The organism is Terriglobales bacterium, from assembly GCA_035573675.1.
GTDB lineage: Bacteria > Acidobacteriota > Terriglobia > Terriglobales > Acidobacteriaceae > DATMAB01.
Genome location: DATMAB010000015.1, coordinates 1 through 26,413 on the forward strand (window position 1 = coordinate 1; position 26,413 = coordinate 26,413).

General features: G+C 64.5%; 20 protein-coding genes. 7 read left to right on the forward strand and 13 right to left on the reverse strand.

Translation table 11 applies throughout. The annotated features are described in order from the left end of the window. Positions 1 to 325, forward strand: a 325-nt coding sequence (locus VNK82_05495) for an RHS repeat domain-containing protein (protein HXE90402.1), incomplete at its 5' end; no start/stop codon positions are given. Positions 326 to 861: 536 nt separating this feature from the next. Beyond that, entirely contained in the window at positions 862 to 2,004 is a 1,143-nt protein-coding gene (locus VNK82_05500; GenBank protein ID HXE90403.1) for a P1 family peptidase, read from the forward strand. A gap of 127 nt (positions 2,005 to 2,131) precedes the next feature. Here VNK82_05500 and VNK82_05505 read toward each other — a convergent pair whose 3' ends face one another. The 6 genes from VNK82_05505 to mutS all read right to left on the reverse strand — a co-directional run bounded on the left by VNK82_05505 (position 2,132) and on the right by mutS (position 11,864). After that, positions 2,132 to 3,949: a tetratricopeptide repeat protein gene (locus VNK82_05505; GenBank protein ID HXE90404.1), complete on the reverse strand. Its 1,818-nt coding sequence runs from the start codon at positions 3,947 to 3,949 to the stop codon at positions 2,132 to 2,134. Between the two features lie 32 nt (positions 3,950 to 3,981). Beyond that, positions 3,982 to 4,785, reverse strand: coding sequence for a TIGR00282 family metallophosphoesterase (locus VNK82_05510; GenBank protein HXE90405.1), 804 nt, complete (start codon positions 4,783 to 4,785; stop codon positions 3,982 to 3,984). A gap of 131 nt (positions 4,786 to 4,916) precedes the next feature. After that, entirely contained in the window at positions 4,917 to 6,386 is a 1,470-nt protein-coding gene (locus tag VNK82_05515; protein ID HXE90406.1) for an ABC transporter substrate-binding protein, read from the reverse strand. 202 nt (positions 6,387 to 6,588) lie between these two features. After that, complete coding sequence (locus VNK82_05520) at positions 6,589 to 7,806, reverse strand: anhydro-N-acetylmuramic acid kinase (protein ID HXE90407.1); 1,218 nt, start codon at positions 7,804 to 7,806, stop codon at positions 6,589 to 6,591. Between the two features lie 100 nt (positions 7,807 to 7,906). Beyond that, positions 7,907 to 9,001: a beta-N-acetylhexosaminidase gene (nagZ, locus tag VNK82_05525; GenBank protein ID HXE90408.1), complete on the reverse strand. Its 1,095-nt coding sequence runs from the start codon at positions 8,999 to 9,001 to the stop codon at positions 7,907 to 7,909. A 100-nt stretch (positions 9,002 to 9,101) separates the two neighbouring features. Then, positions 9,102 to 11,864, reverse strand: coding sequence for a DNA mismatch repair protein MutS (gene mutS, locus VNK82_05530; GenBank protein HXE90409.1), 2,763 nt, complete (start codon positions 11,862 to 11,864; stop codon positions 9,102 to 9,104). 204 nt (positions 11,865 to 12,068) lie between these two features. Here mutS and VNK82_05535 point away from each other — a divergent pair, with 204 nt between their 5' ends. Next, on the forward strand, positions 12,069 to 13,061 hold the full coding sequence (locus VNK82_05535; GenBank protein HXE90410.1) for a DUF4931 domain-containing protein: 993 nt from the start codon (positions 12,069 to 12,071) through the stop codon (positions 13,059 to 13,061). Positions 13,062 to 13,313: 252 nt separating this feature from the next. On the opposite strand, the gene VNK82_05540 is transcribed toward VNK82_05535, so the two are convergent. Beyond that, positions 13,314 to 13,757, reverse strand: coding sequence for a hypothetical protein (locus VNK82_05540; protein HXE90411.1), 444 nt, complete (start codon positions 13,755 to 13,757; stop codon positions 13,314 to 13,316). 310 nt (positions 13,758 to 14,067) lie between these two features. On the opposite strand from VNK82_05540, the gene dcm reads away from it, so the two are divergent. Together dcm and VNK82_05550 are read left to right on the forward strand one after the other, a co-directional pair. Continuing rightward, on the forward strand, positions 14,068 to 15,090 hold the full coding sequence (gene dcm, locus VNK82_05545; GenBank protein HXE90412.1) for a DNA (cytosine-5-)-methyltransferase: 1,023 nt from the start codon (positions 14,068 to 14,070) through the stop codon (positions 15,088 to 15,090). Between the two features lie 402 nt (positions 15,091 to 15,492). Next, positions 15,493 to 16,689 carry a type II restriction endonuclease gene (locus tag VNK82_05550; protein HXE90413.1) on the forward strand — a complete coding sequence of 399 codons (1,197 nt, stop codon included), beginning with the start codon at positions 15,493 to 15,495 and terminating at the stop codon, positions 16,687 to 16,689. A 235-nt stretch (positions 16,690 to 16,924) separates the two neighbouring features. Here the strand turns inward: VNK82_05550 and groL are convergent, their stop codons facing one another. Together groL and groES are read right to left on the reverse strand one after the other, a co-directional pair. Beyond that, positions 16,925 to 18,586 (reverse strand): chaperonin GroEL, encoded by a 1,662-nt coding sequence (groL, locus tag VNK82_05555; protein HXE90414.1) that lies wholly within the window; start codon positions 18,584 to 18,586, stop codon positions 16,925 to 16,927. 115 nt (positions 18,587 to 18,701) lie between these two features. Then, complete coding sequence (gene groES / locus VNK82_05560; protein ID HXE90415.1) at positions 18,702 to 19,040, reverse strand: co-chaperone GroES; 339 nt, start codon at positions 19,038 to 19,040, stop codon at positions 18,702 to 18,704. Positions 19,041 to 19,340: 300 nt separating this feature from the next. On the opposite strand from groES, the gene VNK82_05565 reads away from it, so the two are divergent. Next, the gene (locus VNK82_05565) at positions 19,341 to 19,760 is read left to right on the forward strand and encodes a carboxypeptidase-like regulatory domain-containing protein (protein HXE90416.1); all 420 of its coding nucleotides are present in this window, start codon (positions 19,341 to 19,343) and stop codon (positions 19,758 to 19,760) included. A 191-nt stretch (positions 19,761 to 19,951) separates the two neighbouring features. On the opposite strand, the gene VNK82_05570 is transcribed toward VNK82_05565, so the two are convergent. Then, on the reverse strand, positions 19,952 to 21,646 hold the full coding sequence (locus VNK82_05570; GenBank protein HXE90417.1) for a hypothetical protein: 1,695 nt from the start codon (positions 21,644 to 21,646) through the stop codon (positions 19,952 to 19,954). 100 nt (positions 21,647 to 21,746) lie between these two features. Beyond that, positions 21,747 to 23,453, reverse strand: a complete 1,707-nt coding sequence (locus VNK82_05575) for a hypothetical protein (GenBank protein HXE90418.1) — start codon at positions 23,451 to 23,453, stop codon at positions 21,747 to 21,749. A 251-nt stretch (positions 23,454 to 23,704) separates the two neighbouring features. Between VNK82_05575 and VNK82_05580 the strand changes: the two genes are divergently transcribed. After that, positions 23,705 to 24,538 carry a methyltransferase domain-containing protein gene (locus VNK82_05580; protein ID HXE90419.1) on the forward strand — a complete coding sequence of 278 codons (834 nt, stop codon included), beginning with the start codon at positions 23,705 to 23,707 and terminating at the stop codon, positions 24,536 to 24,538. A gap of 142 nt (positions 24,539 to 24,680) precedes the next feature. Here VNK82_05580 and VNK82_05585 read toward each other — a convergent pair whose 3' ends face one another. Beyond that, positions 24,681 to 25,433 (reverse strand): ABC transporter permease, encoded by a 753-nt coding sequence (locus VNK82_05585; protein HXE90420.1) that lies wholly within the window; start codon positions 25,431 to 25,433, stop codon positions 24,681 to 24,683. Continuing rightward, complete coding sequence (locus VNK82_05590; protein ID HXE90421.1) at positions 25,430 to 26,398, reverse strand: ABC transporter ATP-binding protein; 969 nt, start codon at positions 26,396 to 26,398, stop codon at positions 25,430 to 25,432. The genes VNK82_05585 and VNK82_05590 overlap by 4 nt, the downstream gene beginning before the upstream one ends. Positions 26,399 to 26,413: the final 15 nt, after the last annotated feature.

Here is a 26,413-nt window from a genome sequence, read left to right on the forward strand (position 1 = left end):
CACGTCTGTGGCCCGGTTCGAGTACGACGCGCTGAACCGGCTGACGGTGGTGGTGACGCCGGAGGGCCAGCGTCTGACGTACAGCTACGGTGCGGGGGAGCGCTCGCTGGTGGCGCGGTACGACCACGGGGCGAGCCTGTCGGCGGCAGAGCGACGGGATAGCGGGCTGACGTTTGCGAGCTACTGGGAGGTGGCGGCGACCCGCAGCCTGGCGTCCGACTTTGGAGCGGTGCGGTATTCGGAGTCCTTGGGCCGGTTCCAGCTTTCGGGTACAGAAGGGAAAGAGGTCGTGACCGCGGGGCAAGGAGAACCTCCTAAATACTAGAATCGCGAAGTTCGACGCTCAGCCTGCGACTGTTCAGGAACTCAGCAACCTCTTGCGTATGGAGCTCGAGGTGGCTATTAATCCGAAGATAGGCGGTTTCGCAGGCAGCTTCGCGACCGGGAGCAAGCAGGAAAAGGTCGGACCTCTGCGCGCTCAAGGGAAAACAGTGCGTCAGCTCTTGAACCTCATAGTCTCTAAGGCTGGCCGTGCCGCATGGGTTGTGCAGGCCCCAGCAGATCATATGCACACAGTTCCGCTACAGGGTTTGTGGGGAATCGTTTCGTACGAGACACCTGCCAAATCTTTGGTGGAGTTGTGCTGCGTTCGACTAGATGCCTTCCAGGGAGGGCCAAAGCTCGGAGCTGAAAACAAGTCAACCAAACATTGAACTGGGTTTCCAAGTACGTACTCCCGCTTGTAAGACGCCCACAGCCGCGCAGATATTTCGTCTTCGTCCTGAAGTCGACGATTGCCAGGTATCCGACTGCACCGTCGATTCCTTTACAATGTGCCTTCCTCAGGAGGCCTTTGCTCCCATGCGTCGTGTTATCGTCGTGCTGCTGCTGGCAACTTCCGTGCTCGCGCAATCCAAGCCCCGCGCCCGCGACCTTGGCGTTCCGTTCGACGGCACACCCGGCCCGCTGAACGCCATCACCGACGTGGCCGGCGTCGAGGTCGGGCACAGCACCATCATCCGCGGAGAAGGGAAGCTCGAAACGGGGAAGGGCCCGGTGCGCACCGGCGTCACCGCCATCCTGCCGCGCGGACGCGCCAACTCCGATCCGGTTTTCGGCGCCTGGTTCTCGCTCAACGGCAACGGCGAGATGACCGGCACGACGTGGCTGGAGGAATCAGGCTTTCTGGAAGGCCCGGTGATGATCACCAACACCCACAGCGTGGGCGTGGTGCGTGACGCCGTGGTCGCCTACCGCGTAAAGCTCGGCCGCAAGGACACCGAGGGCTTCTGGTGGTCGTTGCCGGTTGTGGCCGAAACCTGGGACGGCTATCTCAATGACATCAATGGCTTCCACGTGAAAGCTGCAAATGCTTTTGAAGCTTTGGACGGGGCGCGTCCCGGACCGGTAGCCGAGGGCAATGTGGGCGGCGGCACGGGCATGATTTGCCACGAGTTCAAGGGTGGCATCGGCACCTCCTCGCGCAAGCTGAGCGAAAAAGCCGGCGGATACACGGTGGGTGTGCTAGTGCAGTGCAACTACGGGCTGCGCGACCAACTGAGGATCGCCGGTGTGCCTGTGGGCCGCGAGATCCGCGAGCAACTGGTGTACCCGCAGGAAACCGGCTCGATCATCGTGGTGGTGGCCACGGACGCGCCGCTGCTGCCGCACCAGTTGAAGCGCCTGGCTCGCCGCGTCTCGCTCGCCCTGGGGCGCATGGGCTCGGTCAGCGGTAACGGCTCCGGCGATATCTTCATCGCCTTCTCGACCGCCAACCCCGGAGCCGCGGAAGCCAAGGGTACGCGCGCCCTCACCATGCTTCCCAACGACAGCATGGGCGGGCTGTTTGCGGCTACGGTCGAAGCTACCGAGGAAGCCATCGTCAACGCCATGGTGGCTGCGGAGACCATGACCGGCGTGGATGGCCGCACCGTGATCGCCCTGCCTCACGACCGCCTGCGCGAAATCCTGAAGAGATACAACCGGTTGGTCGAGCCCAAGTAGCCTGGACTCGGTGGCGCCGCGATGGGAGTGGCATGCCCTTCTGACCGCCACGTTTGCGCACTACAACGCGCAGACATGGAACGCCGCAACTTCGCGTTTCCCGAGACCTGAGACCTGATACCCGCTCTTACGGTGCCGCTACCATCTCCGCCTGCGGCAACCGGACGATGTAAGGGGTCACCAGTACGAGGAACTGGTTATCCGTCTTCTCCAGGTTCTCGTTGACGAACGGGCGCCCGATGAATGGCAAGTGGCCCAGCCCGGGCAGGCGGCTGAACGCTTTCTGCTCCGATTGGCTCACGATGCCCGATACGACGGCCGTCTCGCCCCGCCGCACGGTGACGCTGCCGGTGTACAGCCGGTTGCTCAGGATGGGGACGCTGTTCAGCGACTGGCCGCTCAGTGCTTTGAGTTCCACCTCCAGCTTCAGGGTCACGTCCTCCTTGCCCAGCACGAAGGGCGTGGCCTTGATGTTGAGTCCAAGGTCTTCGTAGTTGAACGAGGGGAAGGCCGGCTGGAAGCTCTGGTTCTGGATGACCCGGGCGAGCGCCGGACTGTTGAGGATGGGGCTGAAGCTGGCGGTCAGGATGGGGAAGCGCTGGCCGATGCGCAGCACCGTCTCCTTGCCGTGGGCGGTGCGCAGGCTGGCGTGCTCCAGCATGCGCACGTTGGATTCGTTGAACAGCACGTTGAGGGTCGCCTGTGGAAAGGTGATGCCGGTGAGCGTGATGCCGCCGCCGAAGGCCGCGAAACTCTGGGTCAGCACCGTGCCTCCCCGCAACTGGGCCAGTACCGCCGCCACCGCCGCCGGGTCCACCTGGTTCAGGCCGCCGGAGGCGATGAGCTGATCGATCAGGCTCTGCCCGCCCGCCGCTTGCAGCAGTTGCCGGGCTTCAGTGGGCACGTTGAAGATGCGGAACTGCAGCGGCAGGTCCAGGCCCAGCTCGCGGGTCACCCTGCGGTCGATTTCGAAGACTTTCACATCCAGCATGACCTGCGCCGGTCCGGCGAGCAGATCTTCGAGAAAGCGCGTAGCCGCCTCCACCTGCGACTGCGGCGCGCGCACCGTGATCAGGCCGGCGGACGCGTTCACCGAGACGGCGCGGATCTCCAGCACCGAGCGCAGCACGGTGACCAGCTCGTTCAATTCCCCCGGGGTCGTCGCATCGGGCAGCTCGAAGGTGCGCAGCACCACGGGCTGGAACTGCCGCCGGTTCTCCGGCGTGTCGCGCGCCATCAGGATCTGGCCGGCGGCCAGCGGCACCCAGAACGTCCGGGTCACGCGGCAGGCCAGGTCGATGGCGGCGGCGAAATCCGCCTGCTCCAGGTCGAAGCGCACCACGGTGGAGGGCACGGAGTCATCCAGCGCCACGGTGAGGCCGAATTCGGCGCCCACCCGGTTCAGCAGGTTGCGCGCCGTCCCGCGGAAGTGGAAGTCGCGCCGTCCCGGGCGCGGCTGCAGGGTGACGGCCCGCGAGTCGGAAACGATCTTGAGCGCCGAATACTTGCGCAGCAGAGCGGCGGTGGGATCGCCGGCTTCGGCGCCGGCTCCCGCAAGCTCCGCCTGGCGCAGCCGGGCGCGCGCCACCTCGTTGCCGGGGTCGAGTTCGAGAGCGGTGCGGAATTCCGTGATGGCCTCCTGCAACTCGCCCGCCTCCAGCCGTTCCTGGCCGCGCGCGATGTGCTCCTGCGCCAGCGCCAGCCGCACCACCTCACGCGCCGTGACGTAGGCGGCGTTGGAAGGCTGAAGCCGTGCTGCTTCATCCAACGCCGCAAGCGCTTGCCTGGTCTGGCCCTTTTCCGCCAGTCCTTGCCCTTTGCGAAAACTCTTTTCCGCCTGGCGAGCGTCTTTCTTCGCCTGTTTGCAGGCTGCGTCGCAGGGCTCTCCCGCCTGCGCGCCAAGCGTCGCGGCCAAGAACGAGATGATGAGCAGTGCTGCCCGCATTTCTGGAAAGTGGAAACTTGAAACTTTGCTTTTTACTTCTCCCCTCTCAAGACCACTCGTTCGATCGCGCTCGCCCGTCCGCTCGCCGGGTCGCACTCGATGAGCGCAGCGCACAGGCGCACGTCGCCGCGCGCCGGCTCAAAGCGCGCCGGCATGCTGGTGAGGAAGCGCTGCAGCACCTGCTGTTTCTCCACGCCGATCACGCTGTCGTAAGGGCCGGTCATCCCCACGTCGGTCAGGTAGGCGGTGCCGCGCGGGAGCACGCGCTCATCCGCTGTGGGCACGTGGGTGTGTGTACCGATGACCGCGGTCACGCGCCCGTCCAGGTACCAGCCCATGGCGATTTTTTCCGACGTGGCTTCCGCGTGCATGTCCACCACCACCACCTTGGCCCGGACGCTCTTCAGCAACTGGTCGGCGACGCGGAATGGGTCGTCGTTGTCCACCATGAACACCCGGCCCTGCAGGTTCAGGACGGCGTAGGCGACGCCGCCCTTGGTCGCGCCCTCGTAGATGCCGAATCCGGGCGTGCCGGCGGGATAGTTCGCCGGACGCAGCACGCGGCGGGCCGCGCTGGTGGCGTTGCCATCGGCCGACTGCAGGTATTCCACGATCTCGCGCTTGTCCCAGACGTGGTTGCCGGTGGTGAGCACGTCGATGCCCAGCGCCAGCAGCTCTTCGGCGATCGAAGGGGTCACGCCGAAGCCCGCGGCCGCGTTTTCCGCGTTGGCGATCACCAGGTCGACCTTGCGCTGCGCCACCTGGTCGGCCAGGTGGTCGCGCACGATGCCCCGCCCCGGCCGCCCGAAGATGTCGCCGATGAACAGAATGCGCATGCGCCGCACGATGGTACCACGCCCTCAGCGCCCGCCTTCCGCCCGCCGCTTCACCCTGCGCAGCATCTCTCTGCGGATGAGCCCGAGCTTCGCTTTCACCGGAAACTTGAACCTGGAAGCTCGAAACTGTGTTACTGCAGCTCTACCGTCTTCAAAAAGTCGTAGTTCCCCGAAGACGCCACCTGTGCCCCCTTCACCCTCGCGGAGTGCACCAGCACGTTGTCGAGGTACCAGAGATGGATATAGGGCAGGTCCTCGGCCAGGAGGCGCTGCAGCTCGGCGTAGAGCCGCCGGCGCTCTTCCGTATCCGTGGTGCGGCGGGCTGCGTCGATGAGCGCATCCACCTGCGGGTTGGCGTAGTGCCCGCGGTTCGCCCGCTTGGGAGGGAAGCTCGCCGAGTGGAAAACGTGCTCGAAGATGTCCGGGTCTTCATTGCCTCCGATCCAGCGCAGCGAGATCATCTGAAAAGCGCCGCGGGTCACGTCGCTGAAAAAAGTCGCGAACTCGAAACTGCGGATCTCCAGCTCGATCCCCACCGCGCGCAACTGCTGCTGCAGCACCGCCGCCAGCAGCCGCGTGGATTCTTCCGTCGAGGTCTTCATGGTCAGGCGCAGCCGCAACCCGTTGCTGCGTGCCGGATAGCCGGCTTCGTCGAGCAGCCGGCGGGCGCGTTCCGGGTCGTAGTCGTAGCGCGCGCCCTCGCTGGAAAACGCCCAGTGCTCCGGCGGCAGCAGGCTCTCCGCCGGACGCGCCAGGTCCCGCCACAGGTAGTGGAGGATGGGACGCCGGTCGATGGCATGCGCCAGCGCCCGTCGCACCCGCACGTCTTTGAGGACCGGATCTTCCAGGTTCAGTGCGATGTAGGCGTAGATCGTTCCCGGCCCCTCGGTGATGGACAGGCGTCCTTTGCGGCGCAACGCTTCCACCATGTCCGCGGTGAGCGCGTTGATGGCCACGTCGGCCGAGCCTTTTTCCAGCTCCAGCACACGGGTAGTCGTGTCCGGGACTACGGCAAAGCGCACCCGTTCGATCTTCGGCTTCTCGCCCCAGTAGGCATCGTTGCGTTCGATCACCACTTCCTTGTCCTGCGCCAGCCTCACGAAGCGGAACGGCCCGCTGCCCACCGGATGGCTCTTCAGCTCCGCTCCGCTGCCATACGGGACAATGCCAATGGCGCCGCCGGAAAGGTTCCACAAAAGCGGCGCATAGGGTTCTCGCAGATGGAAGATGACGGTGGCCTCATCCGGTGTCTCAATGCGCTCGATCAGCCGGTAGGTCGAGGCTTTGGGCGTGCGCAGCGTACCGTCGCGCACCGAGTCGAAGGTCCACTTGACGTCGCGCGAGGTCAGGGGGCGCCCGTCGTGAAAGCGTACGCCGCGCCGCAGATGGAAAACGTAGGTCAGCGGATCGGCCACCTCCCAGCGCTCGGCCAGGTGCGGCTGCACGCGGAAGTGTTCGTCGCGCTCCAGCAGCGCGTCGAAGATCAACGCCCCGATGCGCTCCGACTGCGCGTCCGTCCCCACCCGCGGATCCAGGTTCTGCGGCGCGCTCTCGATGATCATCACCAGCGTGTTGGCGGCGGGCTTGTGAGAACAGGACAACGCCGGCAGGAGCGCAAAAACGACGAGCAGCGTGGATGACGCTTGCAGCCACCACCTTCTCAAGCTGCCGTCATCCTGAGCGCAGGAGGGCTCCCATGCGGTTTTTTCGGCATGGGAAACCGGAGCGAAGGATCTCGGTTCTGGTTTGCGGTCCATCTGAGTTAGCCAAAGCCAAAAGACCAGAAGCCAGCGGCCCCTCCTGCTAGTAGCTCACTTTCCCCAGCACCGCCGCCTGCCTCGCTCCCGTCGCCGCCGGCAGATTGCCCGGCTGGCTCATGCAGGTCTGGTAAGCGAGTACTGCGAAGGCGATGGCTTCCTTCGCCTCGGCCGGCACGCCGAATTCATCGGAACGTCGCAGGCGCAGGCCCAGGGGCTCTAACTCCTGTGCCAACATCTGCATCAGCGTCCGATTCTTTGTGCCCCCGCCGGATGCCACAAGTTCACGGAACGCGCCGCGGTGAGGTATTGGTGTCTGTCTCTGAGAATTTAGAACCGAGAACTGAGAACTTCCTCCAGGCCTCCGTGTCTCAGCGGTCAGCACAAATCGTCGCAGCGCTTGAGCTACGGAGCGCGCCGTCAGCGCCGTCGCCGTGGCCACGATATCATCCTTTTTCGCGCCGCGGCACAGGCGCAGGAAGTCGCTCACAAACTCGCGCCCGAACTGCTCCCGCCCCGCCGTTTTCGGAGGCCGCTGGCGAAAGAACCGACGCGCCAGCACCGTCTGGAGCGCGTCCTCGCGGACGCGGCCGCGGGCTGCGACACCGCCACGATGGTCGTACGCCCGGCCGTAGAGCCGCTGCATCACGCCATCGATCACCATGCTTCCCGGGCCGGTGTCGAAGGCCACCACGTGCTCAGGTGCTGCCCCGGCCGGAATCGCCGTCAGGTTGGCGATACCGCCGAGATTCTGCACAATCCGCCCCACGCGTTGGTCGCGGTACACCAGGTAGTCGAGGAAGGGAACCAGCGGCGCGCCCTGGCCTCCTGCCGCCATGTCTGCCGGGCGGAAGTCTGAGACCACCGGCGCGCCGACCCGCGCGGCGATCACCGCGCCCTCGCCGGTTTGCCAGGTCGCTGCGATGTCGTGGCCGAGGAAAGGCCTCGGCACGCCCTGGTGGTAGAGGGTTTGCCCGTGGCATCCCACCAGCTCGACGCGCTGCAATCCGGCGCGCCGCGCAGTTTTCAGCACGGCCTCGGCATAGAGCTCACCCAGCAGGAAGTTCAGCTGCGCCAGATCGGCTACGGCGGCGGCGCGTGCATTCATGGCTGCAAGCACCGCCCCCCGCACCGCCTGGGGATAGGGATAGCGGGCGTGCTTCACCAGCGAGAAACGCGTTTTCCACCCGCGTCCGGTCAGGCGCACCAGCGCCACGTCGATCCCGTCCGCCGACGTCCCGCTCATCACGCCCGCAACGATCATGGTGCTGCTTCTCCCGCTCTCCTTCGGAGGGGCACGACTTCAGTCGTGCCGAGAGATTGCCCGGATGAGTGCGGCTTTAGCCGCTGAGGTAAGGCTTCATTCACAGAGCCAGCTCCTTATGAACCTGCGCCCGTAACCCTGCCACCGCCCTCCGCAGTCTTTCCACTTTCTTCCCGTCTGGAGCAGACCCGCCCAGCTCCGGTGCCCGCCGCTTTCGCGCCTGCACCCGCGCTGCCGCCTGCTCGATCCGTCGCGCGAAGCGCGAATCGCGCTCCGCCTCTTTCACCACCGCCTCCCACGCCCGCCGCACCAGTTCCTCTTTGCGGCAGACGAGGAACATGTCGGCGCCCGCGCGTAAGGTGGCCACGGCTACCTCCTCGAGCGACCCAGCCGTCTGCGCTCCGCCCATCTCCAAATCGTCGGAAACAACCAAGCCGCGATACCCAACCTTCTTCCGCAGGACGCCCTCGATCCACTTCCGCGAGAGCGAGGCCGGCGCCCGATCCCCTGTGACCGCGGGAAACGCCGCATGCGCGACCATTACGAACGGCAGCACGCTCTTGAGTTGGCGGTACGGCACCAGGTCTTCCGCCCACAGCTTGCGCCACGATTTTTCGATCACCGGCAACTCAAAGTGCGAATCAAGACTGCCTGCGCCCAAACCGGGAAAGTGCTTGCCGCAGCCCAGCACTCTCGCCTCGTCCAATCCGCGCAGGAACTCGCGCGCATAGGCGACGACCTTGGCGGGCTCCGCCGATGCCGTTCGTGTTCCCAAGACCGCCTGCGACGGGGAAAGCCGCAGGTCCAGAACCGGCGCAAAGTCCACATTGAATCCCAGCGCGCGCGCTTCTTCTCCCAGTAGCTGGCCATGGCGGCGGAACAGTTCCCGGTCGCCCGTCGCCGCCACTTCCGCCGCCGGGGGCGCGGGCGCAATCACCTCTCGCAGCCGGTCCACGGTTCCGCCTTCCAGATCGACGCAGCGGAACAGCGGGCTGCCGACCGTTGCCTCGCAATCCTTGAGCAGCCGATGCGTCTGTCTCGCATCCGCGATGTTGCGGGTGAACAGGATGATCCCGCCCGGCCGCAAGTCCGTCAGCAGCCGGCGCACTCGCGCATCGCACTCCGTGCCCTCAAAACCGCAAATGAGCAACTGCCCGACTTGTTCGCGGAGGTCGTGGGCGCTTTGGGTGGGCACGATGAGAATCGGCACTTGGCAATTAGCCGTCAGCACTTAGCCGTGCGACGATTGGGAGGCACAGGGGCTAAATGCTACCTGCTAATTGCTAATTGCGGGTTTACTCAATCTCCTTCTTTAGCTCGTACAGCAACTTCAGCGCTTCGATAGGCGTAAGCCGGTCGAGTTCCGCCTGCCGCAACCGCTCCACCACTTTGTCCGAAAGCGGCGTGAAGATAGTGAGCTGCCGCGCCGCCGCGTTCTCGCCTTCGCCGGCGGCGGTCAGGTGGTCGCTCACACGCTGCTCGGCATCCTCATGCTCAGCGAGGACTTCGCGCGCCCGCGCCACCACCTCTTGCGGCAGCCCGGCCAGCTTGGCGACCTCGATCCCGTAGCTGCGGTCGGCCGCGCCCGCTTCCACTTTTCTCAGGAAGACGATCCCGCCCGCGCTCTCTTTCACCGAGACGTGATAGTTCTTCACGCCCGAAAGATGCTCTGCCAGCTCCGTGAGCTCGAAATAGTGGGTGGCGAACAGCGTCTTGGCGCGGGTGCGGGCGTGCAGGTACTCGACCGCCGCCCAGGCGATGGCCAGCCCGTCGTAGGTCGCCGTCCCGCGCCCGATCTCATCCAGCAGCACCAGCGAGCGCGGCGTGGCCGTGTTCAGGATGGCCGCGGTCTCGGTCATTTCGACCATGAAGGTCGAGCGCCCGCGCGCCAGGTTGTCGCTCGCCCCGATGCGCGTGAAGATGCGGTCCACCACGCTCAGCCGCGCCGACTGCGCCGGCACGAACGACCCCATCTGCGCCAGGATGACGATCAGCGCCGCCTGCCGCAGGTAGGTGGACTTGCCCCCCATGTTGGGCCCGGTGACGATCACGATCGTCTGCGTCGTCGAGTTGAGGTAAAGATCGTTGGGCACGAAGCGGTCGGCTGCATCCAGCCGCTCGATCACCGCATGCCGCCCGGCGACGATCTCGATATCGCCGGAGTCATCGAAACGCGGCCGCGTGTAGCCGCGTGTGGCGGCCACGTGTGCGAAGTTCGCCAGCACGTCCGCCTCGGCCACCGCCAGCGCCGTCTGCCGGATCCGCCGCGCCTCGCCCGCGATGGCCGCGCGCAGCTCCGCGAAGATGCGCCGCTCGATCTCCACCATCTTCTCCTGCGCGTCCAGGATCCTGGCCTCGTATTCCTTCAGTTCCGGCGTGGTGAAGCGTTCGGCGTTCACCAGCGTCTGCTTGCGCTCGTATTCGGCGGGCACCAGGTGCAGGTTCGGCTTCGACACCTCGATGTAATAGCCGAAGATGGAATTGAACTTGACCTTGAGCGAGCCGATGCCCGTCCGCTGCCGCTCGCGCTCCTCGATGCGGGCTACGTGCTGCTTGCTGTTGCGGCTCAGGTCGCGCAGCCCGTCGAGCGCTGCGTCCACGCCCGCCGCGATCACCCCGCCCTCGGCGAAGGTCAGCGGAGGCTCCGGGACGATGGTCTTCTCGATCCGCTCGCGCACGTCGGCCAGTTCGTCCATCTGCTCCCGAAGCGCAGTCAACCGGCCCGGCTCCGCCGTCTCTGCTTTTGACTTTTCGGAGAACTGAGAACCGGGAACCGGGAACTTCTCCAGTGCCCGCCGCACTCCCGGCAGCTTCCCCAGCGACACGCCCAGCGCCAGCACGTCGCGTGGGTTCGCCGCCTCGAGCGTCACTCGGCTCAGCAATCGCTCAAGATCGAGGATGCCCTCCATCGCCCTCCGCAGCTCGGCGCGGGCCACCGTCGCTTGCGCCAGCGCTTCCACCGCGTCCAGCCGCCGCGTAATCTCGGTGACATCGACCGACGGTCGCAGCATCCACGCCCGCAGCAGCCGCTTGCCCATGGCCGTCACGGTCTCATCGAGGGTCTTCAGCAGGGTGACCTCGTCGCCCGTGCCGGCGAAGAGTGGCTCCACCAGTTCCAGGTTCCTGACCGTCACCGCGTCCAGCACCAGGTACTCGCGGCGCTCGTAAAACCCGATGCGATCCACGTGCTCGAGCGTGCCGCGCTGCGTCTGCCGCACGTAGTGCAGCACCGCGCCCGCCGCGGCCGCAGCCGCCGGCCGCCCGGCCAACCCATAGCCTTCGAGCGACAGCACTCCGAAATGGTTCTCCACCAGCGGAATGGCGTAGTCTGGCGCGAACACCCAGTCGTCCAACGGCGTTTCCGTGAACCGACTTCCCTCCAGACTGTCAGCGATTGCGGCGCCGCTTGGTAGCGCCGGCGACTCGCCGCGGGCATCTTGCCCGCGCGCTCCATCTTCCTGATTGCTGATTGCTGAGCGCTGACTGCTTCTTTCAAACAAGGGCAGGGAAGAAGCGTAGAGCACCTCCCGCGGCCTGAGTTGCGCCAGCTCTTCCGCCACGCGACGCACGGCGTCCGCGCCGCGGAACTCAGTGGCGCGGAACTCCCCGGTCGAAAGGTCGAGCGCGGCAAAGCCGGCGGCCTCGCCCGTCTGGGCCACCGCCGCCAGGAAATTGTTCTCTCCCGAATCCAGCGACGCATCCGCCGCCGTCCCCGGCGTGATCACCCGCGTCACTTCCCGGCGCACCAGCTTCCTGGCCAGCCGCGGGTCTTCCACTTGGTCGCACACCGCGACCTTGTATCCCTTGCGGATCAGCCGCGCAATGTACCCCTCCGCGCTGTGATACGGCACGCCGCACATGGGCACCGGCGTGCCGCGCTCCTTGTGCCGGGCGGTGAGCGTGATCTGCAGCTCGCGCGCGGCGGTGACCGCGTCGTCGTAGAAAAGTTCGTAGAAGTCGCCCAGGCGGAAGAACAACAGCGCCGTCGGATGCTCCTTCTTGATGGCGGCGTACTGCCGCATCAGCGGAGTCAGCGACGCGCTGCGTGCTTCAGACATGCCGCAAATTCTAGCACTCAGCTACTGGCCTCTTGCTCCTAGCTGGTAGCCAGGTGCCCCTCGTTTGCGCCCTGCCTTTCGGCGCTAACGTGGGAGGTTCCTCGCCCTGAGCTGGCAGCCAGAAGTGCGCTCCTCCCATTGACTTCCCGCCGCGCCTGGTGTTTTCTACTGACCACCGACCCCTGACCACTGGCCACTGCAGTCATGGAACTCCGCAAAGATCCCATCACGCGCTCCTGGGTGTTGACCGGTGACGACGCCAGCGACTTCCGCTCCAAGTCCGAGGTCTGCCTGCTCTGCCCGGAGACCTCCGCCCACGCTCAGGTGGTCGGCTCCATGCCCGGACTCGACGGCGGCCCCTGGTCGGCGCGCGCCGTCGTGCATCCCTGGCCGCTCTACCACATCGAGGGCGACCCCGGCCGTCGCGGCGAGGGCCTCTACGATCACATGCAGACCGTGGGCGCGCACGAAGTCCTGGTCGAGAATCCGCGCCACGACCGCCATCTCTGGGTGGCGTCGGACGCCGAGATCGGCCAGTTCCTGCGCCTTTCCGCGCAGCGCATCCTCGACCTCAAGCGCGACCGCCGCTTCAAGTACGTCACCATCTTCAAGAACCACGGCGCGCCCGCCGGCCAGGAATTCGACCATCCCCACTCCCAGCTCACCGCCACTACGTTCATCCCGCGGCGCGTGCTCTACGAACTGCGCAGCGGCCGCGACTACTTCCAGCAGAAGGAGCGCTGCGTCTTCTGCGACATCCTCAATCAGGAGCGCCAGCAGGCCACCCGCGTGGTCGAGGTGCGCGGCGACTACATCGCCACCTGCCCCTACGCTCCCCGCGTCCCCTACGAGACCTGGATCCTGCCGCTGGTGCACGAGTCGTCCTTCAGCCTGGCCACGCTCGACCGCGGCTCCGCCCTGCACGAGCTCGCCGGCCTCCTGCGCCGCACCCTGGAGCGCATCCGCGCCATCACCGAGGACTTCCACCTCGTGCTGCACACCGCCCCCAACGTCCAGCACAAGGCCGGCATCCTCGATTACTGGAAGTCCATCGACGAGGACTACCACTGGCACATCGAGATCCTGCCCATCGTGGGCAAGAAATCCCAGTCCTACACCTTCAAGGAGACCTACTTCACGCCGGTCACTTCAGAAACCGCCGCCGCCCGCCTGCGCAGCGTCGCATTGCAAGGCTAGTCTCACCACGGAGACACCGAGCCACGGAGGCGATTGTAGTAACTGCTTCCAGCGTCCTTGCGTCGTATCAGGGCACGGCTTCAGCCGTGCCGAAACAGGGCTTTCATCACCTTGTCATCTTCAGCCCGGCCGACCGGGTAGCACGCAGGGAGGCCGCGGCGCTCCGGGGCTGGTCTCTCTTTCCCGACCCTACCCACCGATGAATCGGTGGCTGGCGTCATGCGGCCTGCGGGGCCCACAGCGCAAGGCGCTTCATCCATTCCTTTCCTCCCACTCCCTGAGGCCCTCATACTCCCGCAGGTTCTTCTGCATCAGCCGGCAGATGTCGAGCAGCACTTTGGCATGCTCCGGCGGGAACGTCCCTTGCGCCACCAGCGTGAACAGCCGCGCCAGCATGTCGTGCATCCCGATCGCGTCTCCGGGGAAGGGAAACCCCATGGCCGCGGCCGCCGTCTGGTACCACTGCCGATGCATCCCGCAGCGCGTGCTGCCTTCCTCCGCCGGCCGCCCGCACTCCCGCCCGTCCGTGCGCTTCTCCACGCACCGCGCCACCGGTGCCGGCCTGGTCTCCTCCTCGCGCCGCAGCGGGATGTCCACGACCATCGGCCTCGCCAGCGCCATCGACATCCTCTCCTCCGCCGCCTTCAGCCGCTTGTAGTTGGCATACGCATTCAACGTCCTGGTTCTCTTCGCCATCCGGTACCCCGTTTCGTGTATTCGCTATTTGTTCGCCTGTAATGAGATTAGCATAGAGATACACTCTCAGCAAGTAAAATCGCTCTGTACTATGGGTGAAGCAGGCCTTTAGGCCCGCGTTGGGAGGCACTCCCCTACCCACGCCGTCATCCTGAGCGCAGGAGGGCTCCCGCGCGCTAGGTCCACGGCGTTGACCTGCATGGGCCCGAGGCAGCTCGATCTCAGCCGGGATGGTCATCCGATCTCGCCTCGTAACGACTTCCTAACCCCCTTGCCCTCGGGGGAAATCGCGGCTCTAATAGAGGCGAACGTGAGGCGAACGACCTTCAAATTCATCGATCTCTTTGCAGGAATCGGTGGCATGAGACTCGCCTTCGAACGTCTCGGCTGTTGCCGATGTGTTTTCTCCTCCGAGTGGGACAAGTACGCTCAAGAAACGTACCGCGAGAATTTTGGGGAAACTCCCGCCGGCGATATCACCAAAATTCCTTCGAGCGAGATTCCCACCCACGACATAACCTTGGCAGGATTTCCCTGCCAACCGTTTTCAATTTCGGGTGTCTCCAAAAAGAAGAGCTTGGGTCGGCCTCATGGATTCGAGGATGTCACACAGGGAACACTTTTTTTTGACGTAGCTCGAATCATCCGCGACAAACAGCCCAAGGCATTCGTTCTTGAGAACGTCAAGAACCTCATTGGCCACGATAGAGGTAAGACGTTCAGCGTGATATATCGAACGCTGGCCGACGAACTCGGCTACGACGTTCATTTCAAAGTCCTAGACGCAAAGTATTTTGTGCCTCAGCATCGGGAGCGCATCTTCATTGTCGGGTTTCGTGAGCCGAGGCGATTTTCGTGGCCGATCGTCAGGCCGAGACAACAGCAGTTCAGAAGTGTGCTCCAAGAGAAGACCGATCCGAAATACGTGCTGTCCGACCACTTGTGGTCTTACTTGCAACGGTACGCCGAGAAGCACCGTGCCGCCGGGAATGGCTTCGGTTTCGGTTTAGTCGATTTGGAGGGAATCTGTCGCACGCTCAGTGCTAGGTACTACAAGGATGGCTCGGAAATTCTGATTCCACGCGGGCCCGGACAGAATCCTCGGCGCCTGACGCCGCGTGAGTGCGCCGCCCTAATGGGTTTCCCGCGCAAGTTCAGAATTCCAGTGTCTGATACGCAGGCCTACAAACAGTTTGGCAATTCGGTCGTGGTACCGATGGTTCACGCAATTGCGCGTGAAGTAGTAAGGGCGTTGAGGGGCCGCATATACTCGAAACGCTTGTTTCCCGATCCTGATCCGTATGGACGTATTCACAAGGCGCAAGCGAAGTGAAGTTATGTCCCGGATCAAGGGCCGGGACACCAAGTTGGAGATCCTAGTAAGACGACGGCTGCTCAGAGACGGATATCGCTTCCAAACGAACCGACCAGACCTACCTGGCAAACCGGACGTCGTTATCCCGAAATATAAGGCCGCAGTTTTCATCAACGGATGCTTTTGGCATTTCCACGGCTGCAAGCTGTCGGTCTATCCGAAGACTCGGCCTGCCTTCTGGCGCGCAAAACTTCTGGGGAACAGAACCAACGACCGCAGGAAACGCGCAAGTTTGAAGAGAATGGGGTGGAGGACCTTTGTCCTTTGGGAGTGTCGCCTCGAGAGGGACTTCAACCGCGAGGTTGCGAGGCTTGAGGCTCGGATCGGAAACAGCAGACACTCCTCGCAGAGAGCTGCCATATGAACTTGGGAAGCCTGATCGCCGCTGCAGCCTATAAGGAATTGGTTAACGTGGACCTGCCTCAACGAGGCTCCAATCAGCATGAAATCAATGGTGTACAGGCACTCAGGGAATTCTTTGACACAGCGGAGACAGTGAAGGGCCCAATTTGGTGGCATTTCTTTTCCGACGATGCCGAACCCTTGAGGGAGAACGGTGATTTCACTTTTTATGACGCTCGGCAACGGCACCCTACCCGTACAGAGTGGCGCCTCTATTACTCGGGCGACTTTCTGACCGCGGCGGATGAAGGCGACGTTCTTGTACTAATCCGCACAAAGGCCCCATCCCAGGGCTTACACGCATTGGTCTTCCGGCGTGATTCCGCTTGGTTGCGATCGGCGGAGCGCCTGTTTGGTGTCACGAATTTGAACCCTGCAAACTTTGAAGTTTTCTCGCAGGAATCCCTCAACGCGACCGACCTCGGTCTCGTTGGAACCACGATCTTGGAGGAACTAGGCTTTGGCGACCTCATCCCGGCAGCTGCTGATGATTCCGAGTTAGTCCTGAAGCGCTTTGATGGGAAGTTTCCTATTACACGCCACATGTCGGAATTTGCCCGAGAACAGGTGGGCACGGTCAATCCGGCGGATCCCGATGCCACGCTCGTCGCATGGTTACAGCGAGAAGAGCAACTGTTTAGAGCTCTTGAGCGGTCGGTGGTGGAGACTAAAGTAAGGCAGGGATTCGAGACAGTTGACGAGTTCATAGCTTTTTCGTTGTCGGTGCAGAATCGGCGTAAGTCTCGGATGGGCTACTCGCTCCAGAACAATCTTGCGGCTTTGTTTGATCAACACAAGATCCGATACCAATCGCAGGCGCAGACCGAAGGGAAGAACAAACCAGACTTTCTGTTTCCGGGTTCCAAGGAGTACCACGACGAGAAGTTTAGTGCAGACCTGCTCGTGATGCTAGGCGCCAAATCGTCCCTTAAGGAACGCTGGCGCCAGATCCTCACCGAGGCGCGACGAATCCAGACGAAGCACCTCTGCACTCTTGAACCGGGAATCTCAAGCGATCAAACAACAGAAATGAGAGTCCACTCTGTCCAGTTGGTCATACCTTTGGCTTTCCACGAAACCTATAGAGAGGCCCAACGCCGTGAGATATGGTCTGTTGCAGCCTTTGTTGAGTTTGTCAAAAGGAAGCAGGCCTAGCCTTGAGTTCTTGCACCACAGCCGAACAGATCAAGACAAAAAGGCTCCGCATCGCTGCGAGGCCTTGGTTCTAGCTGACTGCTGATTACTGACGGGCTGACTGCTAAGCACTCGCGCCTTGGGTTCTTCCTCCGCGTCTCCTTGCCTCCGTGGTGAAAAGGAACAAAAAAGGCCCCGCATTTCTGCGGGGCCCTGGGTCTTACTGGCCACTGACCACTGGCCACTGGCCACTGGTTTAGTACATATCTCCCATGCCGCCGTGGCCGCCGGGACCCGCGGGCGTCTTCTTCTCCTCGGGGATCTCGGCCACCAAAGCTTCGGTGGTCAGCATGAGCGCGGCGATGGAGCCCGCGTTCTGCAGAGCGGTCCGGGTGACCTTGGTGGGGTCGATGACGCCGGCCTTCACCAGGTCCTCGAACTCGCCGGTCTGGGCGTTGAAGCCGTAGTTGGGGTTGGAGTTCTCGCGCACCTTGCCCACCACGATGGCGCCCTCTTCGCCGGCGTTCTGCACGATCTGCCGCAGAGGCTCCTCGAGCGCGCGCTTCACGATGTTCGCGCCCACGCGCTCGTCTCCGTCCAGCTTCAGCTTGTCGATGGCCGGGACGCAGCGCAGCAGGGCCACGCCGCCACCGGGCACGATGCCCTCTTCCACGGCCGCACGGGTGGCGTGCATGGCGTCCTCGACCCGGGCCTTCTTCTCTTTCATCTCGGTCTCGGTCGCCGCGCCCACCTTGATCACGGCCACGCCGCCCACCAGCTTCGCCAGCCGCTCCTGCAGCTTCTCGCGGTCGTAGTCGCTGGTGGTCTTCTCGATCTGCGAGCGGATCTCCTTCACCCGCCCCTCGATCTCGGCGCTCTTGCCCTTGCCCTCGACGATGGTGGTGTTGTCCTTGTCGACGGTGACTTTCTTCGCCCGCCCCAGGTCGGACATCTGCACGTTCTCCAGCTTGATGCCCAGGTCCTCGGTGATGGCCTTGCCGCCGGTCAGGATGGCGATATCCTGCAGCATGGCCTTGCGCCGGTCGCCGAAGCCCGGAGCCTTCACGGCTACCGCGGCCAGCGTCCCGCGCAGCTTGTTGACCACCAGGGTCGCCAGAGCCTCGCCCTCCACGTCCTCGGCGATGATCAGCAGCGGCTTGCCCGACTTCGCGATCTGCTCCAGCAGCGGCAGCAGGTCCTTCATCGACGAGATCTTCTTCTCGTGGATGAGGATGTAGCAGTCCTCGAGCACCGCTTCCATGCGCTCCGGATCGGTGACGAAGTAGGGGGAGAGGTAGCCGCGGTCGAACTGCATGCCCTCGACTACTTCGAGCTGCGTCTCCATGGTCTTGGACTCTTCCACCGTGATGACGCCGTCCTTGCCCACCTTCTTCATGGCCTCGGCGATGATCTTGCCGATGGTCTCGTCGTTGTTGGCGGAGATGGTGCCCACCTGGGCGATCATCTCGCCCGTGACCGGCTTGGAGAACTTGTCCAGCTCGCCGTTCACGCGCTCGCCATCTTTGTCCAGCTTGCCGCAGACCGCTTCGATGGCCTTCTCGATGCCGCGCTTCAGCGCCATGGGGTTGGCGCCCGCCGCCACCGTCTTCGCGCCCTCGCGGAAGATGGACTCGGCCAGCACGGTGGCGGTGGTGGTGCCGTCGCCGGCCACGTCACTGGTCTTCGACGCCACCTCGCGCACCATCTGCGCGCCCATGTTCTCCAGCGTGTCCTTCAGCTCAATCTCTTTCGCCACGGTCACGCCGTCCTTGGTGATGGTCGGCGAACCGAACTTCTTTTCCAGAATCACGTTGCGACCCTTCGGGCCCAGCGTCACCTTGACCGCTTGCGCCAGGGTGGTGACGCCCCGCAGGATCGCCTGCCGCGACTCCTCTCCGTGTACGATCTGCTTTGCCATCTTTGAACTCTCCTCTGAAGTTTGTGGTGTTTCGGTCTTCTTCGAATTCGTTGGGAGCCGGCCGATAGCTTCTAGCTGCTAGCTCCTGGCTAGAAGCTGGTGGCTAGTAGCTGCGTTACTTGCGCGCTCCGGCCAGCTCTTTTTCCTTCTGCTTGCCGGCGCCGTGGAGGATGCCCAGCACTTCCTCCTCGCGCATGATGACGAACTCTTCGCCGTCGATCTTGATCTCCGTGCCGGCGTACTTGCCGAACAGGACCCGGTCGCCCGGCTTCACGTCCAGCGGGAACACCTTGCCCTCTTCGTTCGACTTGCCCTTGCCCACGGCGATGACCTCGCCCTCCTGCGGTTTCTCCTTGGCCGTGTCGGGGATGATGATGCCGCCACGCACCGTTTCCTGTTCCTCCACCCGGCGGACCAGGATGCGGTCATGCAGGGGAGTCAGCTTGGTTGACATGTGCTTTGCTTCTCCTTTCGATGTGAAGAATTAAACCCGAACCCTCAGCGAGCGCAGATTGTGGAAACCGCCTCCGCGCCCATCCCGCTTGGAACCCCGGTGCTCTGTTCCGCCGAACCTGTCGGTTTCCGTAACTCTCTGATTACAAGGGGTTGGCGGGTGCTAGCACTCTGTGCCAGCGAGTGCTAAGTATTACGGATAGACGGCCTATTTGTCAAGCGGTGCCGGTGGTGGCGGCGGCTGACGCCGGGAACTCCGGGCGCTACAATGGTCCCCGCGGGCTAGGAGGATCGGAAGGGTATGCTGGGCGGGAAGCGAATCGCAAACCTGGTGATGATCGCACTGGCTGCGGCGCTGGCGGCGCCCGTGGCGGCAGAAAAGAAATACTCCGACCTCACCTTCCGGGTGGTGAAGAAAGAGAACGGGAAGCCCATTCGCAACGCCAGCGTGATCCTGCATCTGGTGGACAAGAAGGGCAAGCAGGAACGTGGCGGCTTCCAGGTGAAGACCGACAAGGAGGGGAAGGCCAGCTTCCCCGGAGCGCCCTACGGCAAGCTGAGGATCCAGGTGCTGGCCAGCGGCTTCCAGACCTACGGGGAAGACTTCGACATCAACCAGCCCCGTCACGAATTCACCTTCGAGATGAATCCTCCGCAGGAACAGCACTCCATCTACGCCAAGCCGGAAGAGAAGAAACCGGAAGAGAAGAAGGCGCAGTAACGGTCGTCGCGGTTCTGCGGCGCTCCCGTTGACATCCGCGATCTAGGGTCGGCGAAGGCGAACTAAGAACTACGAACTGCGAACTACGAACTAAGAATTACGAACGGCAACCCGCAAGGCGTAAGTCCAGAGCACACGCCGCACACCGCACACCGCACACCGCAAGAGTCCATGGCCGGGAAAATGGAGAGCTACGGCAGGTCCGCGAGGCGGCAGACGGCGAGGGTGCGCGGGCCGCGGATGGGACGGGTGGAGGTGTTGGGGAAACGGGTGCAGGGCAGGGTGCAGTCGTCGCCGCATTCAGCGATGACGTAGGCGATGCCCGCGGAAGCCAGGCGGTCACGGATCCCGGTACGCCGCTCCGGGGCGGCGGACCAGTAAGCGCCGAGCTGGTCGGCGGGCATCTCGGCTGCAACCTGCACGCGGGCCAGGCGGGCGGCGCTGGAATTCCAAAGCGCATCGCCGAAGAGGGCGATGCGGTCGCCGGGTTCCGCCCCCAGCCGCACGAGTTCCTGGGCCACTTCCCAGTACACGCGATCGGGGCGCTCACGGATGCGGCGAATCTCTTCGGGGAACTCGCGTCCCAGCGAGATGGCGGTGGACAGGGCGAGGGCGATGATGCCGGCCGTCGCCAAGCGACGAACGTGGGGGTAGGAAGAGAAGCGCAGGGCGGCGAAGGCGGCGGTCCACAAGAGAACCAGATACACGGCGACATGGCGAGACTCGAAGTGCACCACCGCGTGCATGGCCATGGCGGCCAGCGCGGGCAGCCACAAGAACCACCCCTGGCGCAATCGCTGCAGCAGGCCGCGACGAATGCCCATCCAGGCCAGCAAGGGCCACACCACCAGCAGGTCGGCGCGGCTGGCAAATAGCAACAGGTAAAGCCAGGCGTTGAAGGCGAGTGTGCGCAGTTGCTGTCGCAGGTCGAAATGCGGCTCCACGCCCTGGTTCCAGCGCACGGGATCGAACCAGAGCGGATAGGTGCCGCGTCCGGGATCGGCAAACTCAAAGACGGCCGGCCGGTCAGAGAGGCGGCGGGAAACGTGCGCGGGCGAGCCGGTACCCGGAGGCTCTCCCTGCCAGTTGGTGTAGGGCACCTGGTTGACGTGGAAGGCGTAGTTCAGCCGGCCGGTCTCGCTGAAGGTAAGCCGTCCGCTGCGGACGGAAAGAATGACGATCCAGGGGCCGGCGAACAGCAGGAAGGCGGCGAGGGCGAGAGCGAGTCCGCGCCAGGGTTTGAGTGGAGATTGCGGCACCCACCAGAGCGCAGCCAGGAGGATCAAGGCAACCGGGAAGAGCGCGGCCTTGGCGAGATAGCCGAGCGCGAGCAGCGCACCAAACGCAACGAACCGCCAGGGTTCGCGACGTCCGCTGTGCATGCGCAGGAGCAGCGCGGCCGCCAGCAGAACGAATCCGTTCATCAACTGGTCGGGATTGTTGACGGCATTGGCGCGCAGCTCGAGGGCCGACCAGAGGAAAAGGTCGTAACCGAGGAGCAGCCAGGCGAAAGGGGAAAGCCCGGTGTCTCCGTTGGCGCGCGCGGCGCGCCAGGCGTCGGCGGCGCGCCAGAAGTAGAGGAAGCACAGCAGCCAGAACAGGTAGAGCACGAAAATCCAGGCGGCGTTGAGGGCGTACTCGGTCTCCGGCCCCGGGCGAACGACCCGCAGGGACGAGGCGAGCAGCCAGGAGTAGAGCGGGCTCCAGAAGGAACTGACGGCAACAGAGAACTCGCCGCGCGAATACAGGTCGGCGATGTCCAGGTAGGAGAGCGTGTCGCCGCCGCCGATGTCGCGGGAAGCGAGGGCACGCAGAAGGCCGAGGAGGAGGGCGAGGGAGAACAGGGCGAGGCGGAGCGAACGGTGCGGCGATGGAGCGGAGGTCATGCGGGAGAGTAGTGTACGCGAGAGTTTCTCCCACGTAGGCGCGGAAAAGCGTGGCGCGAACGTGGGGCACCGCCGGGAGCGCCCAGTACCCAGGTAGCCGTCAGCGGCGGAAGGCGTCGAGGTCGCAGACGTAGAAGCTGCGCTGGTCGGCGGAGGCGAGGCGGGAAGTGTTGGGGATGCGGGTGCACGCCGGGGGCGGGGAGCACTGGCCGCAGTCGGCGACCAAGAGGCGGATGCCGAAAGCGGAGGCGGCGTCCATGACGGCGGCTTGCGTCGGGGAGCCGGCCGACCAGAAGGCAGGGGCTTCGGTCCAGGGGATCTCGGCGGCGATCTGAACGCGGGCGAGACGCGCCAGGGGAGCGTTCCAGAGCGCGCCGCCGAGCATCAGGATGCGGTCGCCGGGGCGGGCGCCGCGGCGCTCGAGCTCCTGGGCGACGCGCCAGTGGACGCGCTCAGGACGCTCGCGGATATCGCGCAGTTCGGCGGGGAGGTTGGCGGCGAGCGGAGCGAGCGTCGCCGCCAGGATGAGCACGGCCAGGGCGGTCGAGGCACGCGCCAGTTTTTCAGCGGCGGGAAAGCGCAGGCACGAAAAGACAGCAGCCCAGATGAGCACGACGAAGGCGGCGACGTAGCGGCGCTCGAGGTGCACCAGGCTGTACATGGCCAGGGCGGCAGCGGCGGGGAAGAGGAGAAACCATCCACGCGCAAGTCGCCGGAAGCCGTGGGCACCGCCGGCAAGCAAGAGCACCAGGCAAGCGAGAAGAAGGTCCGGGCGTGTGCGAAGGACGTTCAGGAGCTGGGGCAGCGTGGTGCGCAACGTGTCCCATTGCTGTGCCCGATCGAAGCGCGCTTTCAGGCCCTGGTTCCAGTAGGAGGGGTCGAACCAGACAGGAAAGGTGCCGGGGACGGGTTCGGCGAACTCGTACATCGCTGGGCGGGCAAAGACCTGCCGCGGTGGATGTTCGGGCTTGCCCGAGCCGGGCGGGGAACCCTGCCAATAGAACATAGGGGCGCGGTTGACGTGCCAGGCGTAGTTGATAGGCCCGCTCTCGCCGATGGTCAGGCGGTACTGATGGAGGGAGATGGCGGCGATCCAGGGGAGCGCAATCACCAGCCAGCAGGCGATGGCCGGGAGGAAGCGGCGCAAGGCGGCACGTGAAGTTCCTACCAGCCGAACCGCCACGAGAGGGAACACCGCCGAGAGCGGGAGCAAGGCGGTCTTTGCGAGATAACCGAGGCCGAGCGCCAGTCCGAGCAGCAGGAAGTTGGGGCGGGCAAGATCGCCGGCGCGCAGGCGAACGAGCACTCCGGCAGCGAGATAGACACAGCCGCTGAGCAACAAGTCGGCGGGATTGAAGGTCAGGCGGCCGAGGTCGAGCGTAGCCCACAAAAAAAGCGCGGAGCCGAGGAGCCACCAGGCCGTCGGGGGCAACCCGATTGAATCGGAACCATTGGCCTCGGCGTTCCGCCACGCATCCAGTGCGCGCCAGAAAAACACAAAGCAGGGAATCACCGCCAGATAGATGACGAAGCCGAGGGAGCTGACGGCGGTGAACTCCCAGTCCGGCTGGGGCCGGAGGACCGCGAGCCAGCCGGCCAGGAGCCAGGAATAGAGGGGGCTCCAGAAGACGTTGACGGCCTGGGCAAAGTCGCCGCGGGCGTAGAAAGTGGCGATATCGAGGTAGGAAATGCTGTCGCCGCCCTGCAGGTCACGATAGGCGAGCGTGCGGAGGAGACCCAGGGATAGGGCGAGGGCGAAAAGGACGGGATGCAACCAGCGGGGAGGGGAAGGCGTGCGGGGTGTCACGCGGGAAGAGTGTACCGGTGGTGAGTGGTCGGTGGCCAGTGATCAGAAGGAGGCCCTCTTTTGAGATGCTTGCCAGGCTAAAGCGCGCGGTGGCGGGCGTTGGGGCGCCGGGCTGCAGCCCGGCTCTTCCACCGGAAGAACCGTCCGCGGCACCTGCGCGAAAGCGGGAGTTTTCCCACTTACAAAATTACGCAATCACGGTGGACCGGCAATTCCGCTAGAATCGGTCCGCTTCTCCTTCCAGACAAGCCATGCCCCACGACGGCTGGGATCCGGCCCAATACGAGCGCTTTCGCGCCGAGCGCAGCCAGCCCTTCTACGACCTGATGGAGATGGTGGTGCCGCGCGCGGGCATGCGGGTGGTGGACCTGGGTTGCGGCACGGGCGACCTGACGCGGGTGCTGCACGAACGATTGCGGGCAGCGAAGACCATCGGCATCGATCGTTCGGCGGCCATGCTGGAAAAAGCCACGAAGCTGGCGGGCGGCGGGCTGGCGTTCCGGCAGGGCGAGATCGCCGAGTTCGCGGAAGAGGACGCTTACGACCTGGTGTTCTCGAATTCCGCGCTGCACTGGGTACCGGACCATCCGGCGCTGTTCAGGCGGCTGGCGCGGGCGCTCGCGCCGGGCGGGCAACTGGCGGTGCAGATGCCGGACATGTACCGCCATCCCTCCCACCTGGTGGCGGCGGAAGTGGCGCAGGAATTCCAGCGGGAGCTGGGCGGTTACGTGCATCGCGAATACGTGCTGGAGCCGCCGGAGTACAAGGCCATCCTGGAGAACGCGGGCTTGCGCGAGCAGCGAATCGAGGTGCGCTTCTACGACCACGAACTGGCTTCACGCGAGGACGTGGTGGAGTGGGTGAAGGGCACGCTGCTGGTGCCGTACAAGGAGCGGTTGGGGCTGGAGGCGTACGAGCGGTTCCTGGCGCGCTATCGCGAGAGCCTGCTGCCGCGGCTGGAGGATGCGCGGCCGTACATCTATTCCTACCGCCGCATCCTGCTCTGGGGGAAGCAGGCGCTGCGGGCGAAGGTAGTGGAGCTGACGCGCGAGCGGCGGCGCATGTCGCGAAGGAAGCCGGCCTAGTCAGCCCAGCCAGTGCTTCGGACTGGACTTGGGGTCCTTGACCTCAGGGGCTAAAGCCCACCGAGTTTGAGCGGGCTCTTCGGCACGGCTGAAGCCGTGCCCCGATACGAATACGAAATCTGCCAAGCGCCCCTCGTGCGTTCTATTCGACGGGATTGTTCAGGGCGCGGGCAGCCATCCAGAACGTCAGCAGGACGAAAGCTGAGAAAGCGGCGGCTTCGAGCTGCAGCAGGCGGGGTGTGCCCGCGCCGTAGGTGTGGTAGCGCAGCAGGTCCACCTGCCAGGTGATGGGATTCAGCCAGGCCAGCCACTCGACCCAACGGGGCAGGCGGTCGGCGGGATAGAAGAGGTTGCTGATGAACATGAGCAACAGGTACATGGCCGACGTGGTGGTGTGGTAGCCGTTGAAGCTGCGCACCCGCACCGAGATCCAGGAAAAGAGGAAATACCAGCCGGCCATACCCACCACGGTCCACAGCAGCAGCCCGGGCAGGGCGCGGGCGTGCAGCGGAATCTCGAGCACGGTGCGGCCGATGGCGATGCACAACAGGGCTCCCAGGACGCTGAAGGCTTCGTTGGAAAGCAGCTTGCCGAGCAGCAGGTCGCAGCGGGCGAAGGGATAGGTGAGCATCTCGTGAAAGACGCCGGACTGCATGTCTTCGAAGAAGGCGTAGGAGGAGTTCATGGCCACGCTGAAGGTGACCATGGCCAGCACGGCGGCCAGGAAGAACGTCGGATAGTCGGTTCCGGTCGAGCCTGAGCCCAGCCAGCGGTCGAGGCTGGAGCCGAAGATGACCAGGTAGACGGCGGGCACCAGCACATCCCACAGCGGGAGGATGGGATTGGTAAGGCGGATGCGCGACTCGCGGTAGGCGTTGGCGAGGACGAACTTCATTCCGTCACCTCTTCCTGCGGCGCCGCCGGCCGGGTTCCATAGAGCTCGAAGAAGATCTGCTCCAGGTTGGCGCCGCGGATCTCCAGGTGGGCGAGCGGCCAGCGCTCGGAGATGCGGGCCATCTTGCGGATCCACTCGTCCTCGCTGCCTTCGACGGTCATGACCACGTCGCCGTCGCGCTCTTCCAGGCTGCGGGGCGCGAGCTCCCGGAGAGCGCCGGCGGCGTCGAGCGTGGGCTCGGCAAAGCTCAGGTGGATGCGGAACATCTTGCGCGAGAGGGCGCGCAGCTCGCGCAGGCGTCCTTCGGCGATGGAGCGGCCGCGGTCGAGCAGCACCATGCGGTCGCAGAGCGATTCGGCTTCGTCGAGCAGTTGCGTGGTCAGCAGGACGCAGGAGCCGCGGCGGGCGCGCTGGCGGATGGCTTCGACCACGCGCCGCTTGATGAGCGGGTCCATGCCGGTGGTGGCTTCGTCGAGGAAGAGCACGGGAGTTTCCAGCATCAGGGCCTTGGCCACCTGCAGGCGCCGCTTGTATCCGCCGGAAAGCGTGGCCGCACGCTGGGAAAGCGTTCCGCCCAGCTCGAGCAGTTCGACCACCTGCTTCATGTGCGATTCGTTCTCGTTTCCGGAGAGGCCGTGCAGACGTCCGTAGATGAGCAGGTTGTCGCGCACCGAGAGCAGGGTCTCGACGGCGCTCTCCTGCAGGACAGCGGTCAGCCGGCGGCGGGCCTCCAGCGGCTTCGCGACCACGTCGTAGCCCGCGACTGTCGCCCGGCCGGAAGTGGGTCGCAGGATGGTGGTGAGGATGCGGACGACGGTGGTCTTGCCGGCGCCGTTGGGTCCAAGGAGTCCGAAGATCTCGCCGGGAAGGACGTGGAAGCTCAGGCCATCCAGAGCCGGACGGGAGCCCGAGCCGCGCCGATAGACATGGCGGAGGTCTTCGACCTGGATGAGGGGCAGGGACACAAGAAGCCCATCATA